Origin of the sequence: Pantoea phyllosphaerae (genome assembly GCF_051025595.1) — a bacterium.
In the GTDB taxonomy this organism is placed as follows: Bacteria; Pseudomonadota; Gammaproteobacteria; order Enterobacterales; family Enterobacteriaceae; genus Pantoea.
Genome location: NZ_JBPFDE010000004.1, coordinates 1 through 17,511, shown reverse-complemented (window position 1 = coordinate 17,511; position 17,511 = coordinate 1). Strand labels below are relative to the sequence as shown.

Sequence of the window (17,511 nt, the reverse complement as noted above, 5' to 3'; positions counted from 1 at the left end):
GATCAGGAGACGAGTCACCCAGAAGCACTTCACCTTGCGAAGCGACCGACTGTGGACGCCTCTGGTGACAACCCAGGGGATTCAGCCCCTGCAGCCGACAGGCAACACTCCGTGTGTTGACCACCTCGGCGTCGCTCCCCCTGATGTGTTATCCCCGGATACGGTTCCTCCAACACACTGCCTGGGCGACGCGCCTCTTCTGGCTTGCGCACGGGTGCGCAAGTAGCCGCATAAAAATACCGGGTCATAAGGTTGCTGTCTACGTCTGTCGGCGATTTGCTGCGCCCGCAGCGCTAAATGGCCCTCTTCAGACCGGTTTATTCTGATTCGGCACAAGGTTCAGCAGCGCCATTCACGGCACAATACGCGCCGACTGAACTGAACATCGCCCGCGGCGACTGGCTAAAACGGCGCACGCTTTCCGGCGCGCGATCCGCTGCCGCCTGCTGCAAAGGTGACGCCGCCGACAAAATTTTTCCTTTCAGCGGACACTATTGTCATACTGAAACGCTATAGGGTGTGGTTACCCACGATGGAATGACGGTTCTTAAATCAACAAGAGTGTTGCCATGAAAAATATCAATCCGACCCAAACCGCAGCCTGGAAAGCGCTGCAACAGCATTTTGAACAGATGAAATCGGTGACTATCGCCGAGCTGTTCGCCCAGGATGCCGATCGTTTTGCTACATTCTCCGCCACCTTTGACGACCAGATGCTGGTGGATTTTTCGAAAAACCGCATTACCCAGGAGACGCTGGACAAGCTGCAGGCGCTGGCGAAAGAGACCGACCTGAGCGGTGCGATTAAATCGATGTTCTCTGGCGAGAAGATCAACCGCACCGAAGATCGCGCCGTGCTGCACGTCGCGCTGCGCAACCGCAGCAATACGCCGATTCTGGTAGACGGCAAAGATGTGATGCCGGAAGTGAACGCGGTGCTGGAGAAGATGAAGCACTTCTCCGAGCGTATTATCAGCGGCGAGTGGAAAGGCTATACCGGCAAAGCGATCACCGACGTGGTGAATATCGGCATCGGCGGCTCGGATCTGGGTCCGTTTATGGTAACGGAGGCGCTGCGCCCCTATAAGAACCACCTCAATATGCACTTCGTCTCCAACGTGGACGGCACGCATATCGCGGAAACCCTGAAAGATCTCAGCCCGGAAACCACGCTGTTCCTGGTGGCGTCGAAAACCTTCACCACCCAGGAAACCATGACCAACGCCCACAGCGCGCGCGACTGGTTTCTGAAAACCGCCGGCGATCGGCAGCATGTGGCGAAACATTTCGCCGCGCTCTCCACCAATGCGAAAGCGGTGGGCGAATTCGGCATCGATACTGCCAATATGTTTGAGTTCTGGGACTGGGTCGGCGGTCGCTACTCGCTCTGGTCAGCCATCGGCCTGTCAATTATCCTCTCTATCGGCTTCGACAACTTCGAGCAGCTGCTGAGCGGCGCGCATGCCATGGACCAGCACTTCTCCACCACGCCAGCCGAGCAGAACCTGCCGGTGCTGCTGGCGCTGATCGGCATCTGGTACAACAACTTCTTCGGCGCCGAGACCGAAGCGATCCTGCCTTACGATCAGTACATGCACCGCTTCGCGGCCTACTTCCAGCAGGGCAATATGGAGTCTAACGGCAAGTACGTCGATCGCGACGGTAACCCGGTAGATTACCAGACCGGCCCGATTATCTGGGGCGAGCCGGGCACCAATGGCCAGCATGCGTTCTACCAGCTGATCCATCAGGGCACCAAGCTGGTACCGTGCGACTTTATCGCGCCAGCCATTACCCACAACGCGCTGGCGGATCACCACCAGAAACTGCTCTCTAACTTCTTCGCCCAGACCGAAGCGCTGGCGTTCGGTAAGTCGCGCGACGTGGTAGAGAAAGAGTTTACCGACGCCGGCAAGTCTGCCGAGTCTGTCGCACATATCGTGCCGTTCAAGGTGTTTGAAGGCAATCGCCCGACCAACTCCATCCTGCTGCGCGAGATCACCCCCTATAGCCTTGGCGCGCTGATTGCGCTTTACGAGCACAAGATCTTCACGCAGGGCGCGATCCTGAATATCTTCACCTTCGATCAGTGGGGCGTTGAGTTAGGCAAGCAGCTGGCTAACCGTATTCTGCCGGAGCTGGAAAGCAGCGCCGATATTACCAGCCACGACAGTTCCACTAATGGCTTAATTAATCGCTATAAATCCTGGCGTTAATAAGCGCTGAATTGGGTAAAGGCGACCGCGAGGTCGCCTTTTTTTTACTGTAGCGAACAAAATAACCGCACTGGCGCAGAAAATATGCGCAGTGCAGACGGGATAATTCTTAAATTACGCTGAGATTCCTCTGAAGCTGAAGCGGGAAATACCTCTTTTCTCGCGTTTTAAATGGCCCTTACTCGTCCACTACTCTTTTCTTAAACGCTGTTTTTTAAAGAAATTTAATTTCCAGGCACTCCGGCAAAATCTGATAATACCGTTTTCGGTCCAGCCATTAACAAAAAAGCGTAAAACGCTTTGCATTTAATTTTCCACCAGCAATAAATTCTGGCTTCGGTCAAATCCTGCCAATAAAAAGGGGGTTATCGCTGTCTGGCCCTCTTTTTGGCCAAAATAAACCGCCCTTTCCAACCGCTTTTTCCCGCGCTGAACTCTGGTAATTTGTTGCCCTATACTGAACGCGCCCGTAACGGGCATATCCTTCATTCACTCAATGCAGGACAAGCTGTATGAAAAAAATCATGGTTGCCGGAGCAGCCGTACTATACGTCGCAGCGCATTCCGTGGCTTTTGCCGCCCCGGAAGAAGCGGGTGCCGCAGCGGGCGCGCAGGCGGGAGCAATCTCCGCCGGCACCTCAACCGCTGTCGGTATCGGCGCGCTCGGTGCATTAGTCGGTGTCGGCATTGCCGCTTCTGGCGGTGGTGACGGCGCGAATACCGGTACAACAACCACGACCACAACGAGCACCACTCGTTGACGTAGCACCTTTAAACATAACCACACAGCCGTGTGGTTATTTTTTGCTTTGGCTTCTTTTACAGGGACACACAGTGCGCCAACTTCCTTTGTTGCTGGCTTGCCTGCTGCTGCAGGCCTGCACGCAGACGCAAAAAGGGCTGGAACAGACCGTCATGATGGCGGTTTCCGGCCCCGATGACGTGATTAAAACCGACCAGCAGATCGCCGATTTGCCCTACGCCAGCCTCTACGCGCGAATTAATGAAGGCCCGCAGATTTTCGTGGTGCTGGGCTATAACGAAAATGGCCAGCAGAAGTGGATCACGCAGGACAACGCCATGCTGGTGACCCGGCATGGTCGCCTGGTGAAAACGCTCGGCCTGCCGGATAACCTGCAGGAAGTGAGTAATCTGCCGCAGGATCCGCTGGCGGATGCGCTCCATCTGCGCGACGGCGCCAGCTGGACGCGCATCGCGCAGTGGACCGAGCACGGCGAGACGCGCGCCGCGACGGTGAGTTCGCGCTTTACGCGCGGCGCTGACGAGGTGCTGACGCTGGCGGGCCGCCGCGTTCCCTGCCGCGTCTGGATCGAGCAGGCGCGCATCGAGGCCACCGGCCGCGCGTGGGAGAACACCTTCTGGATCGATAACAGCAGCGGCGATGTGGTGCAGGCGCGCCAGATGCTGGCTGCGGACGCCTTCCCTGTTGCCACCACCCTTCTGAAGCCGGCGAAATCATGAAAACAACACTCTCTTTGCTGGCCGCCCTGATGCTGGCCGGCAGCAGCGCCGCATGGGCGGCGGGTCAGGTGACGGTGCATAGCGCGCAAGGCAGCGCCACGCTCGAAAACGTGCAGGATCTGGCGCAGCTTACCACGCAGCCTGCGCTGATGGAGGCCGTCTGGTGGCGCGGCGCGGCGATCGCGGAGCGACACGCCAGCGCGGCCGCACAGCGCCAGCAACAGCAGACGCTGGCCGATCTGCGCGCCTGGCGGGCGCAGAGCAGCGGCGATCGCGCCGCCGCCATCGGCGAGGTGCTGCGCCAGCTCAGCGCCGTCAAGGTTGCTGGTCGCCAGTTCGTCTCGCTCGACCCCGACCAGATCCGCCTTCACCCCGAGAGCAACCGTCGCCTGGAGGGCCGCTACGACCTCTGGCTGACGCCGCCGTCCGACAGCGTATGGCTGCTGGGTGCGCTGAGCGGCGCAGGCAGAGTCAGCTGGCAGCCGGGCCAGACGGTGCGCGGCTATCTGGCGCAGCATCCGCCTCTTTCCGGCGCAGAGAAGAGCTACGCCACGGTGATCGCCCCCTCCGGCGAAACGCAGCGCGTGCCGGTGGCCTACTGGAATCAGCGCCACCGGGAAGTCGCGCCCGGCAGCATTATCTGGCTGGGCTTCTCCTCCTGGAGCCTGCCTGACGCGTATGGCGATTTGAACCAGCGCATGATTTCTGTTCTGACTCACCGGGTGCCAGAGTGATGAATAAACGACTTCTTTTCAGCCTGCTGGCTGTTTCCGTGGCCGCCGCATGCCAGGCGCAGGCCGAGACCTTTCCCGATCCGGTGGGCCCGTCGCAGTCTGACTTCGGCGGCGTCGGCCTGTTGCAGGTGCCGACCGCGCGCATGGCGCGTGAAGGCGAGTTCAGCCTGAACTTCCGCGACAACGATCAGTATCGCTACTACTCCGCCTCGCTGCAGCTGCTGCCCTGGCTGGAGACGACAGTGCGCTATACCGACGTGCGCACGCGACGCTACAGCGCCGTGGAGAGCTTCAGCGGCAACCAGAGCTACAAAGACAAGGCGTTCGACCTCAAGCTGCGCCTGCTGAAAGAGAGCTACTGGCTGCCGGAGATCGCTTTAGGCTCGCGCGATCTCGGCGGCACCGGCCTGTTCGACAGCGAATATCTGGTGGCGAGCAAAGCCTGGGGACCCTTCGACTTTACGCTCGGGCTCGGCTGGGGCTATCTCGGCAATAGCGGCACGGTAAAAAACCCCTTCTGCTCCTACAGCGACAGCTACTGCCAGCGGCCCGGCGTCGGCGAGGCGGGTTCGATCAACGGCTCGCAGATGTTTCACGGCCCGTCGGCGCTGTTTGGCGGCGTGGAGTATCAGACGCCGTGGCAGCCGCTGCGCCTCAAGCTGGAGTATGAAGGCAACGACTATCAGGATGACTTCGCCGGCAGGCTCGAACAGCGCAGCAAGGTCAACGTCGGCGCGATTTATCGCGTTACCGACTGGGCCGATATCAACGCCAGCTACGAGCGCGGCAACACCTTTATGTTCGGCGTGACGGTGCGCACCAACTTCAACGATCTGCGCCAGACGCATATCGACAGCGCGAAGCCCGCCTACCGTCCTCAGCCGCAGGAGCGCATGCTGGAGCCGACCGTGGTCGCCAGCCAGCTGAGCGATCTGAAGTACAACGCCGGACTGAGCGGGCCGCGCATTCAGACCCGAGGCAGCACGCTCTTCGTCTCGGGCGAGCAGACCAAATATCGCGATACGCGCGAAGGGGTCGATCGCGCCAACCGCATCATTATGAATAACCTGCCGGCGGGCATCGACACGATCGAGGTGACCGAGTCGCGCTTCAATATGGCGCAGGTCACGACGCGCACCGACGTCAGCAGCCTGCGCAATGAGCTGGCTGGCTATCCGCTCGGCCAGGAGCAGCCGCTGCGCCAGACGCGCGAGAACCCGGTGGATGCAGGCGAGACTGAGCAAGGCTTCTTTATTCGTAAAGAGCGCCTCAACTACAGCCTGTCCCCGGTGCTGAACCAGTCGGTCGGCGGCCCGGAAAGCTTTTACATGTATCAGGTCGGCGTGATGGGCAACCTGGATTACTGGTTTACCGATCATCTGCTGGTGGGCGGCAGCCTGTTCGGCAACCTCGCCAATAACTACGACAAGTTCAACTACAACGGCGCACCCTCTGACTCGACGCTGCCGCGCGTCCGCACCCATATTCGTGACTACGTTGAGAACAATGTCTACGTTAACGATCTGCAGGCCAACTACATGGGTTACCTCGGCAACGGCTTCTACGGCCAGATGTACGGCGGTTACCTGGAGACCATGTACGGCGGCGTCGGCGGCGAGATGCTCTACCGGCCGATCGACAGCAACTGGGCCGTTGGCGTCGACGCCAACTACGTGCGCCAGCGCGACTGGGACAACATGATGCAGTTCACCAACTACAAGGCGCCGACCGGCCATGTAACGGCGTACTGGCGTCCGTGGTTTATGCAGGATCTGCTGGTGAAGGCGAGCGTCGGGCAATATCTGGCCAAAGACAAAGGCGTGACGCTCGACGTGTCGAAGCGCTTCGACAGCGGCGTGATGGTGGGCGTCTATGCCACCAAAACCAACGTGTCGTCGGAACAGTATGGCGAAGGGGATTTCACCAAAGGTTTCTACCTGTCGATTCCGATGGATCTCTTTACCGTGACGCCAACGCGCGGCCGCGCGCAGGTGAACTGGGTGCCGCTGACGCGTGACGGCGGGCAGATGCTGGGACGCAAGTATCAGCTTTATGACCTGACGTCCGATCGCGACGCGCGTTTCAATTGATGAAAAAAGGCGGCCTGATGGCCGCCTTTAGTATTGGTCAATGCAGATCGCAAAGTCGTTCAAGCATTCCTGCTCGTTCGGCCCGCGCCACCTGCCTTTAAACTTCGAAGCCGTCCGTGGTTTTAATCCGCGTCATACCCTAAATTCGGCGCCAGCCAGCGCTCAACCTCGCTCACCGCCATGCCCTTACGCGCCGCATAATCCTCGACCTGATCGCGCTGGATCTGCGCCACCGCGAAGTAGCGGCTATCGGGATGACTGAAGTACCAGCCTGACACCGACGCGCCCGGCCACATGGCGAAGGATTCGGTGAGCTTCATGCCGGTGTGGGTTTCCACATCCAGCAGCTGCCAGATCGCCGCTTTCTCGGTATGTTCGGGACAGGCGGGATAGCCCGGCGCGGGACGAATGCCCTGATAATTTTCGCGGATCAGCTCTTCGTTGCTGAGGTTCTCATGGGCGGCAAAGCCCCAGATCACCTTACGCACCCGCTCGTGCAGATACTCGGCGAAGGCTTCCGCCAGCCGATCGGCCACCGCTTTCACCATGATTTTGTTGTAGTCGTCGTGCTGCGCGTCATACGCCTCCGCCAGCGCATCCTCTTCCAGGCCGCCGGTCACGGCGAAGGCGCCCAGATAGTCCGCCTTGCCGCTCCCTTTCGGCGCGACATAATCGGCCAGACAGTAGTTGGGAAAATCGCTCTTCTCCGTCTGCTGGCGCAGATGATGACTGACAGCAACCACCTCGCGGCGGCTCTCGTCGCGATAAATCTCAATATCGTCGCCGACGCGGTTAGCCGGGAAAATGCCTACTACGCCGCGTGGCGTCAGCGCTTTTTGCGCGCTCAGCCTGTCCAGCATCCCGTTGGCGTCGGCAAACAGACGTTTTGCCTCTTCGCCAACCACCTCATCCTCCAGAATGCGCGGATACTTGCCCGCCAGCGACCAGGTCATAAAGAATGGCGTCCAGTCGATGTAGTTGCGCAGCGTATCGATGCCGACCGCTATCTCACTGACGCCGAGACGGTGCGCCACCGGCGGCGTATAACTTTCCCAGTCAATGGCGACCGCATTGTCGCGCGCAGCCTGCAGCGAAACCGGCGGCGTGCGCGGTTTCTTACGCGCGTGCTGGATGCGCACGGTTTCGTACTCCTTGCGCATGCGCGCCACAAAATCTTCTTTCAGCGTCGAGGAGAGCAGCGACGACACCACGCCCACGGTGCGCGAGGCGTTCTGCACGTAGACCGTCGGCCCGCTGTAGTTCTGCTCGATCTTCACGGCGGTGTGCGCCTTTGAGGTGGTGGCACCGCCAATCAGCAGCGGCAGCGTAAAGCCCTGACGCTCCATCTCTTTGGCAACGTTAACCATCTCATCCAGCGACGGCGTAATCAGCCCCGACAGCCCGATAATATCGGCTTTCTGTTCGATGGCGGTTTTCAGAATCTTGTCGCTCGGCACCATCACGCCAAGGTCAATAATCTCGTAGTTGTTGCACTGCAGCACCACGCCGACGATATTCTTGCCGATGTCGTGCACGTCGCCTTTTACCGTCGCCAGCACGATTTTGCCGTTGCTGCGGCCCGCCTCTTTGCTGGCCTGAATATAGGGTTCAAGATAAGCCACCGCCTGTTTCATCACGCGCGCCGACTTCACCACCTGCGGCAGAAACATCTTGCCTTCACCGAACAGATCGCCCACGACGTTCATACCCGCCATTAGCGGACCTTCAATCACCTCAATCGGGCGCGTCGAGGCCTGACGCGCCTCCTCGGTGTCCTGCTCAATAAACTCGGTGATGCCTTTTACCAGCGAATATTCAAGACGCTTAACCACACCCCAGCTGCGCCATTCCGCCTGCTGCCTCTCCTCGCCGCCGTCGCCTTTACTGGTGCGATACTGCTCCGCCAGCGCCAGCAGGCGTTCGGTGCCGTCGTCGCGACGGTTCAGGATGACGTCCTCGACCGCCTCGCGCAGCTCGGCGGGCAGATCGTCGTAAATCGCCAACTGACCGGCGTTAACGATGCCCATATCCATGCCGTTGCGAATGGCGTAATAGAGGAACACGGCATGGATGGCTTCGCGCACCGGATCGTTGCCGCGAAATGAGAAGGAGACGTTAGAGACGCCGCCCGAGATCATCGCGTGCGGCAGCTCGCGCTTGATGTCCTCGCAGGCGCCGATAAAGTCCATGGCGTAGTTGTTGTGCTCCTCGATGCCGGTGGCGACGGCAAAGATATTCGGGTCGAAGATAATGTCTTCCGGCGGGAAGCCGACCTGCTCGGTAAGAATGTTATAGGCGCGGCGGCAGATCTCGATTTTGCGCGCGCGCGTATCCGCCTGGCCCGCTTCGTCGAAGGCCATCACCACCATCGCTGCGCCGTAGCGGCGCACCAGCCGCGCGTGGTGGATAAAGGTCTCCTCGCCCTCTTTCATCGAGATCGAGTTGACGATGCCTTTGCCCTGGATGCACTGCAGCCCCTTTTCAATCACCTCCCACTTTGAGGAGTCGATCATAATCGGCACCCGTGCGATATCGGGCTCGCCGGCGATCAGGTTAAGAAAGCGCACCATCGCCGCTTCGGCGTCGAGCATGCCCTCATCCATATTGATGTCGATCACCTGCGCGCCGTTCTGCACCTGCTGCAGCGCCACTTCCAGCGCCTCGTTATATTTCTCTTCTTTAATCAGTCGCTTGAATTTGGCCGAGCCGGTGACGTTGGTGCGCTCGCCCACGTTGACGAATAGCGTGTCGCCGCTGATGTTAAGCGGCTCAAGCCCGGAGAGACGACAGGCGACCGGCAGTTCAGGCAGTTTGCGCGGCGCCACCCCGGCGACGATATCCGCCATCGCCCTGATATGCTGCGGCGTGGTGCCGCAGCAGCCGCCAATAATGTTGAGAAAACCGGCGCGCGCCCATTCGCCGATCTGATCGGCCATGACGTCGGCATCAAGATCGTATTCACCGAAGGCGTTGGGGAGTCCGGCGTTCGGGTGCGCGGTGACATAGCACTCGGCGATGCGCGACAGCTCCGCCACATACTGACGCAGTTCGTCCGGCCCGAGCGCGCAGTTGAGGCCGAACGATAGCGGCTCGGCGTGGCGCAGCGAATTATAGAACGCTTCCGTGGTCTGGCCGGAGAGCGTACGGCCAGAGGCGTCGGTAATGGTGCCAGAGATCATCAGCGGCAGCTTAACGCCCAGCGCCTCCATTTCGGTCTGCACCGCGAAAATCGCCGCTTTGGCGTTCAGCGTGTCAAATACCGTTTCGATCATGATGAGATCGGCGCCGCCTTTAACCAGCGCGCGCGTCGATTCGCGGTAGGCGTCTACCAGCTGGTTAAAGGTGACGTTGCGGTAAGCGGGATCGTTGACGTCCGGCGAGATTGAGCAGGTGCGGTTGGTTGGGCCGAGCACGCCAGCGACGTAGCGCGGACGATGGGGGGTTTTCACCGTCCACTCGTCGCAGCAGGCGCGCGCCAGTCGGGCAGCCTCGACGTTAATCTCCGCCGAAAGCGCTTCCATCTGGTAATCCGCCATCGCAATGGTGGTGGCGTTAAAAGTATTGGTTTCCAGAATATCGGCGCCCGCTTCCAGATAGGCGTGGTGGATCTCGCGGATCACGTCAGGCTTGCTGAGCACCAGCAGATCGTTGTTGCCTTTGAGATCGCAGGGCCAGTCGCCGAAGCGGCTGCCGCGAAAATCCTGCTCATCCAGCCTGTAGCTCTGGATCATTGTGCCCATGCCGCCGTCCAGCACCATGATGCGTTGCGCGAGCTGCTGATGCAGCGCTTCGATTCTGTTGCTCACTCTTGCCTCGTTTAGCTCAGTTTACTGGCTAAAACGCCAGCGCCTCATACTGTCATAACTTACGCAGGGGAGAAAGCCGCAGCAGGTGAGACATTTTCAGGCAAATCGCGCAACAGATCGGACCAGAACGCGCGGGTTTGCAAATTGCCCAATTAAGCTGAAAATGATTTCCACTTTGCGCAAGGAGATACCTCAATGGTAACGCTCGTTCCCGCTAAACGCGGCAAAAAACCGCGCGGCACCCCCGCCGCGCCGTCGGCCAGCGGTCAGGTGCAGTCTCTGCAACGCGGCCTGCACCTGCTGGAGCTGATCGCCGATGCCCACGGCAGCGTGGCGCTGACCGAACTGGCGCAGCAGGCTGGATTGCCTAACTCCACCACGCACCGTTTGCTGACGACGATGCAGCAGCAAGGCTTCGTGCATCAGACCGGCGATCTTGGCCTGTGGACGATTGGCGCGCACGCCTTTGTGGTCGGCAGCAGTTTTTTGCAGAGCCGAAATCTGCTGGCGCTGGTTCATCCTGTGCTGCGCACGCTGATGGAAACCTCGGGCGAAACGGTCAATCTGGCCGTGCTGGATCTCAGCGATTATCAGGCGGTGATTATCGATCAGGTGCAGTGCACCCAGCTGATGCGCATGTCGGCGCCGATTGGCGGCAAGCTGCCGATGCACGCCTCAGGCGCGGGCAAGGCTTTTCTGGCGCACCTGAGCGATGAGCAGGTTACCGCGCTGCTGCACCAGAAAGGACTGCATTACTACACGCCCAACACCCTGATGTCGCCACAAAGCCTGAAGGCCAATCTGGCGCAGGTGCGCAAAGGCGGCTTCGCCTTTGACGATGAGGAGCATGCGCTGGGACTGCGCTGCGTCGCCGCGCCCATCTATGACGAGCACGGCGAGCCCTTTGCCGCCCTGTCGATATCCGGGCCGATCGCGCGTATGACGGACGATCGCATTACCGAGCTGGGGGCGCTGGTGATCCGCGAGGCGCGTCAGGTGACGCTGGCCTACAGCGGCCGCTAAGCCAGCGCGCGGGCGTAGCGCACGCTGAAGCGCTGCGTTTGGCGCCAGGCCATCACCTCTTCCACATGCCCCTGCCGGATGCGCTGCTGCTGCGCACGCCACCAGCCTGCATCGAAGAGCTCAGGATGCAGCTGCTGCAGCAGCGCGCCGGTCGCGGCCTCGCTGCACAGCGCGTAGCGGAAGGTTTCAGGAAAGACATCGTCCGGGCCGACGCTGTACCAGGGTTCGGCGCTCAGTTCGTCTTCGTCATAGCGCGCCTGCGGCACGTCGCGGAAGTGCAGCTCATCCATTGGCCGGATTTCGTCGTAGTCATAAAACACCACGCGCCCATGCCGCGTCATGCCGAAGTTTTTAAACAGCATATCCCCTGGAAAAATATTGGCCGCCGCCAGCTGTTTGATGGCGTTGCCATACTCCTCAACCGCGTGACGGCGCTCTTCGCTGTTCGCCTGCGCCAGATAGAGGTTGAGCGGCTGCATACGCCGTTCCAGCCACAGATGGCGGATAATCAGGCGGTCACCGTCGATATGCATCTTCGTGGCAATGCTGGCCTGAAACTCCGCCATCAGCGCAGGCGGGATACGCGACAGCGGCAGCGCAAACTGCTCGAACTCCAGCGTGTCCGCCATACGTCCGACGCGGTCGTGCTCTTTGACCTGCTGATAACAGGCGCGCACCTGCGCCTCCGTCACCTCTTTCTGCGGCGCAAAGCGATCGCGGATGACTTTGAAGACGCGATCAAAGCCCGGCAGCGTAAAGACCAGCATCACCATGCCGCGCACGCCGGGCGCTATTTCGAATGCCGCGTCGCTGTGCGCCAGCGCATGCAGATAGTCGCGGTAGCTTTCGGTTTTGCCGTGCTTCTGGCAGCCGATAGCCATATAGCGTTCAGAGAGCGTTTTGCCTGGCAGAATCGGCTGGAGCCACGCCACCAGCGCAGCGGGCACCGGTGCGTGCACCATAAAGTAGGCGCGGGCAAAGCCGAACACGATGCTGGCGTCGTTAGCATCCGTCAGGCAGGTATCGATCCACAGCTCGCCCTGTACGGTGCGCTGAACCGGTAGCAGACAGGGAAAGATGGCGTGCGGCAGGTGTAAACGCGCCACAATCCACGCGGTTTTATTACGAAAAAAGAGCTCGCTGGCCACCTCCAGCGAGCCGCCATCCAGCCTGAAATGCTGTTGCAGATGGCGCAGGATGTAGCGGGCGTCGCGCGCGCGGTCCTGCCAGGGCAGCGTCAGCGTGGTATCGCGCAGCACCTGCTCCAGCATCGCCTGCCAGCCGTGCTGCGGCTGATAGCGACGCGCCAGCGGTCTTGCAGGCTGCGCGGCGCGCTGCTGGGTCGAGAAGATAAACAGCCGCTTCGGCTGCAGATGGGTATGGCCATGCAGACGGCAGTAGACCGAATTGAAAAAGCTTTCGGCGATTTCCGCGCGCGGATAGTCCGGCAGCAGCGCTTCGTAATCCCGTTTGACCTGTAGCCAGAACGCATCGTCCCAGTGTGCCGCGCCGTTGAGTATGCGCAGCTGATCCACCACCAGCGCGACGTGGCTATCGTAAAGGTGGATGCGCGTTTTCATCGCCTGCTGTACCGCCTGCCAGTCCGCCCGTTCGAAGCGCTGCTGTGCGCCAGCGGTAATATCAAGAAAGCGGCCATACTGCGCGTCGAAACCTTGCAGGATGGTATGAGCAATTAAGGATTCGCGTGGTGGCACAGTCACCTCCCAACAAAAGCCTGCCCAGACGCGCTGGGCAGGCAATCTGACACGGGGTTAAAACTGGTGCTGCTCGGTCGAGCCGGTCAGCGCCGTCACTGACGAATGGCCGCCCTGGATCAGCGTGGTGACCCGATCGAAGTAGCCTGTCCCGACCTCCTGCTGATGAGATGAGAAGCTGTAGCCTTTATTACGCGCCGCAAACTCCGGCTGCTGCACCTTTTCGACGTAGTGGCGCATGCCCTCGCCCTGGGCATAAGCGTGCGCCAGGTCGAACATGTTGAACCACATACTGTGAATGCCCGCCAGGGTGATGAACTGGAAGCGATAGCCCATCTCGCTCAGCGCCTGCTGAAACCCGGCAATGGCGTGGTCATCAAGGTTCTTTTTCCAGTTAAATGAGGGCGAGCAGTTATAAGCCAGCAGCTTGCCGGGATAGCGGGCGTGAATAGCCGTGGCGAAGCGCTGCGCCAGCGCCAGATCCGGCGTCGAGGTTTCGCACCACAGCACATCAGCATAGGGCGCATAGGCCAGGCCGCGGCTAATCGCCTGCTCGATGCCCGCATGCGTGCGAAAGAAACCTTCTGCCGTGCGATCGCCGCGAATAAAAGGCCGATCATACTCGTCACAGTCGGAGGTAATCAGATCGGCCGCATCGGCGTCGGTGCGCGCTAACAGAATGGTCGGCACATCCATTACGTCGGCCGCCAGCCGTGCCGCCACCAGTTTCTGTATCGCTTCCTGCGTTGGTACCAGCACCTTTCCGCCCATATGACCGCACTTTTTCACCGCCGCCAGCTGATCTTCAAAATGCACCGCTGCAGCGCCGGCGCTAATCATCGCTTTCATCAGCTCGAACGCGTTGAGCACCCCGCCAAATCCCGCTTCGGCATCAGCGACAATCGGCAGGAAATAGTCGATGTACTCTTTACCGCCCGGTTCAGCGCCGCTCGCCCACTGAATTTGATCGGCGCGCTGAAAAGTCTGGTTGATGCGCTGTACCACTTCCGGCACCGAATTCACAGGATAGAGTGACTGATCGGGATACATCTGCCCGGCAAGATTGGCATCCGCCGCCACCTGCCAGCCGGAAAGGTAGATCGCTTCAATGCCCGCTTTCGCCTGCTGCAACGCCTGGCCACCGGTGAGTGCGCCGAGGCTGTTAATATAGCCTTTGCGCGCTGCGCCGTTGAGCAGCGTCCAGAGCTTTTCCGCGCCGCGCTGCGCCAGCGTGCAGGCCGGATTAACCGAGCCGCGCAGGTTAACCACCTCTTCCGCGCTGTAAGGGCGTGTAATACCTTCCCAGCGCGGTGCACGCCAGGCTTGTTCAAGCTGCTGAATCTGTTGGGTACGAGTCATGGCAACGGCTCCTTTTTCAGGGGATCAGGCGATAGCCCGGCAGAGTAAGAAATGAAACCAGTTCGTCTTCAGTGGTGATTTGCGTCATCAGCCGCGCCGCATTGTCGTAACGCGCATCATTGAGCTGGCGTCGTTCTTCATCCAGCATGCGCAGAAAGCTTTCGGCGCTGACAGGCTGGCCGTCGCTCAGGGTTTGCTGATGATGGATCCACTGCCAGATGGAGGTGCGAGCAATTTCCGCCGTGGCGGCATCTTCCATCAGACCGTCGATCGGTACGCAGCCGTTGCCGCTCAGCCAGGCCTCCAGATAACGCAGCGCAACGCGGATATTGGCGCGCATACCCGCTTCGGTGCGTTCGCCTGTGCAGGGTGCCAGCAGCTGTGCGGCGTCGACAGGCGCATCCTTTTCGCGCAGCACGTCGAGCTGGTTTTGCCGCCCGCCGAGCGCGGCGTCGAAGACGGCCATTGCCGTATCAGCCAGTCCAGGATGGGCTATCCAGGTACCGTCATGGCCGTTATCCGCTTCACGCTGTTTATCTTCGCGCACGCGCTGCAGCACCCATTCGTTGCGCGCGGGTTCTTTGGCGGGGATTAAGGCCGACATACCGCCCATCGCGAACGCGCCGCGACGATGGCAGGTTTTCACCAGCAGACGCGAATAAGCATCCAGGAAAGGCTGCGCCATGGTGATCGACTGCCGATCGGGCAGGATGCGATCGCCATGCTGACGCAGCGTTTTGATATAGCTGAAGATATAATCCCAGCGGCCACAGTTTAGGCCAACGATATGGTCGCGCAGGTTCCACAGGATCTCATCCATCTGGAATACCGCTGGCAGGGTTTCAATCAGTACCGTGACCTTAATGGTGCCGCGCGGCAGCTGGAAGCGATCTTCAGCGAAGCTAAAGATTTCGCGCCACCATGCCGCTTCCTGCCAGCTTTCGCTTTTCGGCAGATAGAAGTAAGGCCCGCTGCCTTTGCTGAGCAGCGCGGCGGCGTTGTGAAAAAAGTAGAGGGCGAAATCAAACAAGCCGCCGGGGATCGCCTTGCCCTGCCACTGCACATGTTTTTCATCCAGATGCAGACCGCGCACGCGGCACATTAGCACCGCAGGATCGGCGCGCAGCTGGTAGATCTTTCCGCTTTCGCTGGTAAAGCTGAGCGTCCCGTTTACCGCCTCACGCAGCGTTTGCTGCCCCTCCATCAGCCTGTCCCACTGCGGCGTCAGCGAGTCTTCAAAATCCGCCATATAGACTTTCACGTTAGCGTTCAGAGCGTTGATGACCATTTTGCGTTCGGGCGGCCCGGTAATTTCCACGCGCCTGTCTAACAGATCATCAGGTATGGCGCCGATGCGCCATTCACTTTCACGAATGGAAGCGGTTTCCATATCGAAGTCGGGAAGCTGGCCAGCGTCATAACGCTGCTGGCGCTGCTGCCTGAGATCAAGCAGCCTTTCGCGCTCAGCGGAGAAATGCGTGACCAGTTCAAGCAAGAACTGCTGGGCCTCAGGGGTTAGCAGCTGCTGTTCCGCATGGGAGAAGGGTTGTGTGAAGGTAAGATCGCTATGAATTATCGTGTCGGTCATGCGAGATCGCTCCTGTCGCCGATCGGATCCTGTCATAGCGATCCGGTTAAAGGATAATTTTTGCGCTACAGGATCCAAGCATATACATGCTAAATTTAAAATCAAAAACTATTTCCATTTTAATCCAAAAAATCACATAACCAGCTGATTAAAGTGCGATTAAAGTTCTTTATTGAGAGAGAGAGGCGCTTTCAAAAAGAGAGAGGCATAAAAAAACCGTGACAGCTTTACAGCTGGCACGGTAAGGACAAACGAGGAAAACGATTATTCGAGGGTAGGATTCATGCGGCGCAGATCGAATGGCGTAATCTGGTAAACGTAATAGTTCAGCCAGTTAGAAAACAGCAGATTGCCATGGCTGCGCCAGGTGGCGCGTGGCGGCAGCTCAGGATTGTCCTGCGGGAAGTAGTTGAACGGTACCTCCGGCTGCAGGCCCGCCTCGTAGTCCCGATGGTATTCACCTGACAGGGTCAGCGCGTCATATTCTGGATGGCCGGTGACGAAGACCAGACGCTTGTCTTTGCTGGCCATCAGATAGGCGCCGGTCTGTTCAGATTCGGCGAACAGTTCCAGATCGGTGTAATCGGTGATGAGCTGCGTCGGGAAATCAGCATAGCGCGAATGGGGCGCCAGAAAGTTATCGTCAAAACCGCGCGTCAGCAGCGCGTGCGGATGCAAAATTTGATGTTCATAGACGCCCGACAGTTTGCTTTGCCGCGTCTGTTTGGGAATGCCGTAGAGAATATTAAGCGCCGCCTGCACCGCCCAGCAGACAAAGAGCGTCGAGGTAACGTGTTCTTTCGCCCAGTGCAGCACGCGCTGGATCTGCGGCCAGTAGGCGACGTCGTTGAAATCGACCAGGCCCAGCGGTGCACCGGTGACGATCAGCCCGTCGAAGTTATCGTGCTGGATATCGTCAAAGTTGCAGTAGAAGTTATTGAGATGTTCTGTTGGCGTATTACGCGATTCGCGGCTGTCGATGCGCAGCAGCTGAATATCGATCTGTAAGGGCGAGTTAGAAAGCAGACGCAGGAACTGGTTTTCCGTCTCAATTTTTTTTGGCATCAGATTGAGAACCAGAACTTTCAACGGACGGATTTCCTGAACACTGGCGCGTGACGAGGTCATGACAAAGACATTCTCTTCACGCAAGAAATTTACTGCCGGTAATTCGTCGGGAACCCTGATTGGCATGTGCGACTTTCCTCTTTACAACCGTATATACGTTTAGACATCCAGATGCCCAACAATAGCCTGGCGGGCTGATGATGTCGAGTCTTCATGCGATTTATGAAAATCTTTCAGCTTTAAACGGCAAAAAAGAGGGTAAAGGTAAAAGAGGCGGTAAGATGAGGATGTCAGGCATTATTTTCTGGCCTGAAACGCAAAAAACCCTGACCGTGAGGTCAGGGTTATCGCAAATGGATGCCTGGCAGTTCCCTACTCTCGCATGGGGAGACCCCACACTACCATCGGCGCTACGGCGTTTCACTTCTGA

General features: G+C 59.1%; 12 protein-coding genes and 1 riboswitch. Of the genes, 7 read left to right on the top strand and 5 right to left on the bottom strand.

All coding sequences use genetic code 11. The annotated features are described in order from the left end of the window. Positions 1–14: 14 nt before the first annotated feature. A riboswitch (Lysine riboswitch) is annotated at positions 15–207 on the bottom strand. A gap of 362 nt (positions 208–569) precedes the next feature. The 5 genes from pgi (at position 570) to ACR6A7_RS07090 (ending at position 6,522) form a co-directional block, all read left to right on the top strand. Then, entirely contained in the window at positions 570–2,216 is a 1,647-nt protein-coding gene (gene pgi / locus ACR6A7_RS07110; RefSeq protein WP_434124147.1) for a glucose-6-phosphate isomerase, read from the top strand. A gap of 512 nt (positions 2,217–2,728) precedes the next feature. Then, a complete protein-coding gene (gene yjbE / locus ACR6A7_RS07105; RefSeq protein ID WP_033749135.1) occupies positions 2,729–2,977 on the top strand; it encodes an exopolysaccharide production protein YjbE in 249 nt (82 codons plus the stop codon). A gap of 73 nt (positions 2,978–3,050) precedes the next feature. Then, complete coding sequence (locus ACR6A7_RS07100) at positions 3,051–3,698, top strand: YjbF family lipoprotein (protein ID WP_434124146.1); 648 nt, start codon at positions 3,051–3,053, stop codon at positions 3,696–3,698. Then, a complete protein-coding gene (locus ACR6A7_RS07095) occupies positions 3,695–4,432 on the top strand; it encodes a capsule biosynthesis GfcC D2 domain-containing protein (protein WP_434124145.1) in 738 nt (245 codons plus the stop codon). The genes ACR6A7_RS07100 and ACR6A7_RS07095 overlap by 4 nt, the downstream gene beginning before the upstream one ends. Next, a complete protein-coding gene (locus ACR6A7_RS07090; RefSeq protein WP_434124144.1) occupies positions 4,432–6,522 on the top strand; it encodes a YjbH domain-containing protein in 2,091 nt (696 codons plus the stop codon). The genes ACR6A7_RS07095 and ACR6A7_RS07090 overlap by 1 nt, the downstream gene beginning before the upstream one ends. A gap of 122 nt (positions 6,523–6,644) precedes the next feature. On the opposite strand, the gene metH is transcribed toward ACR6A7_RS07090, so the two are convergent. Further along, the gene (gene metH, locus ACR6A7_RS07085) at positions 6,645–10,328 is read right to left on the bottom strand and encodes a methionine synthase (RefSeq protein ID WP_434124142.1); all 3,684 of its coding nucleotides are present in this window, start codon (positions 10,326–10,328) and stop codon (positions 6,645–6,647) included. Between the two features lie 195 nt (positions 10,329–10,523). On the opposite strand from metH, the gene iclR reads away from it, so the two are divergent. Then, complete coding sequence (gene iclR, locus ACR6A7_RS07080) at positions 10,524–11,351, top strand: glyoxylate bypass operon transcriptional repressor IclR (RefSeq protein WP_434124141.1); 828 nt, start codon at positions 10,524–10,526, stop codon at positions 11,349–11,351. Here the strand turns inward: iclR and aceK are convergent. From aceK to metA, 4 genes are all read right to left on the bottom strand, one after another. Beyond that, on the bottom strand, positions 11,348–13,066 hold the full coding sequence (aceK, locus tag ACR6A7_RS07075; protein ID WP_434124140.1) for a bifunctional isocitrate dehydrogenase kinase/phosphatase: 1,719 nt from the start codon (positions 13,064–13,066) through the stop codon (positions 11,348–11,350). The two genes, iclR and aceK, sit on opposite strands and share 4 nt — an antisense overlap. 57 nt (positions 13,067–13,123) lie before the next feature. Next, on the bottom strand, positions 13,124–14,425 hold the full coding sequence (aceA, locus tag ACR6A7_RS07070; protein ID WP_434124138.1) for an isocitrate lyase: 1,302 nt from the start codon (positions 14,423–14,425) through the stop codon (positions 13,124–13,126). A gap of 16 nt (positions 14,426–14,441) precedes the next feature. Next, a complete protein-coding gene (aceB, locus tag ACR6A7_RS07065) occupies positions 14,442–16,013 on the bottom strand; it encodes a malate synthase A (protein WP_434124137.1) in 1,572 nt (523 codons plus the stop codon). Positions 16,014–16,277: 264 nt separating this feature from the next. Continuing rightward, positions 16,278–17,207 (bottom strand): homoserine O-succinyltransferase MetA, encoded by a 930-nt coding sequence (gene metA / locus ACR6A7_RS07060; protein WP_434124136.1) that lies wholly within the window; start codon positions 17,205–17,207, stop codon positions 16,278–16,280. Between the two features lie 71 nt (positions 17,208–17,278). Here metA and ACR6A7_RS07055 point away from each other — a divergent pair. Beyond that, positions 17,279–17,511, top strand: a 233-nt coding sequence (locus ACR6A7_RS07055) for a hypothetical protein (protein ID WP_434124134.1), incomplete at its 3' end; no start/stop codon positions are given.

Coding starts and splice junctions, on each gene's coding strand:
- ACR6A7_RS07095 (WP_434124145.1), top strand. CDS start 3,695: ATGAAAACAACACTCTCTTTGCTGGCCGCCCTGATGCTGGCCGGCAGC.
- ACR6A7_RS07090 (WP_434124144.1), top strand. CDS start 4,432: ATGAATAAACGACTTCTTTTCAGCCTGCTGGCTGTTTCCGTGGCCGCC.
- aceA (WP_434124138.1), bottom strand. CDS start 14,425: ATGACTCGTACCCAACAGATTCAGCAGCTTGAACAAGCCTGGCGTGCA.
- metA (WP_434124136.1), bottom strand. CDS start 17,207: ATGCCAATCAGGGTTCCCGACGAATTACCGGCAGTAAATTTCTTGCGT.
- aceB (WP_434124137.1), bottom strand. CDS start 16,013: ATGACCGACACGATAATTCATAGCGATCTTACCTTCACACAACCCTTC.
- yjbE (WP_033749135.1), top strand. CDS start 2,729: ATGAAAAAAATCATGGTTGCCGGAGCAGCCGTACTATACGTCGCAGCG.
- pgi (WP_434124147.1), top strand. CDS start 570: ATGAAAAATATCAATCCGACCCAAACCGCAGCCTGGAAAGCGCTGCAA.
- iclR (WP_434124141.1), top strand. CDS start 10,524: ATGGTAACGCTCGTTCCCGCTAAACGCGGCAAAAAACCGCGCGGCACC.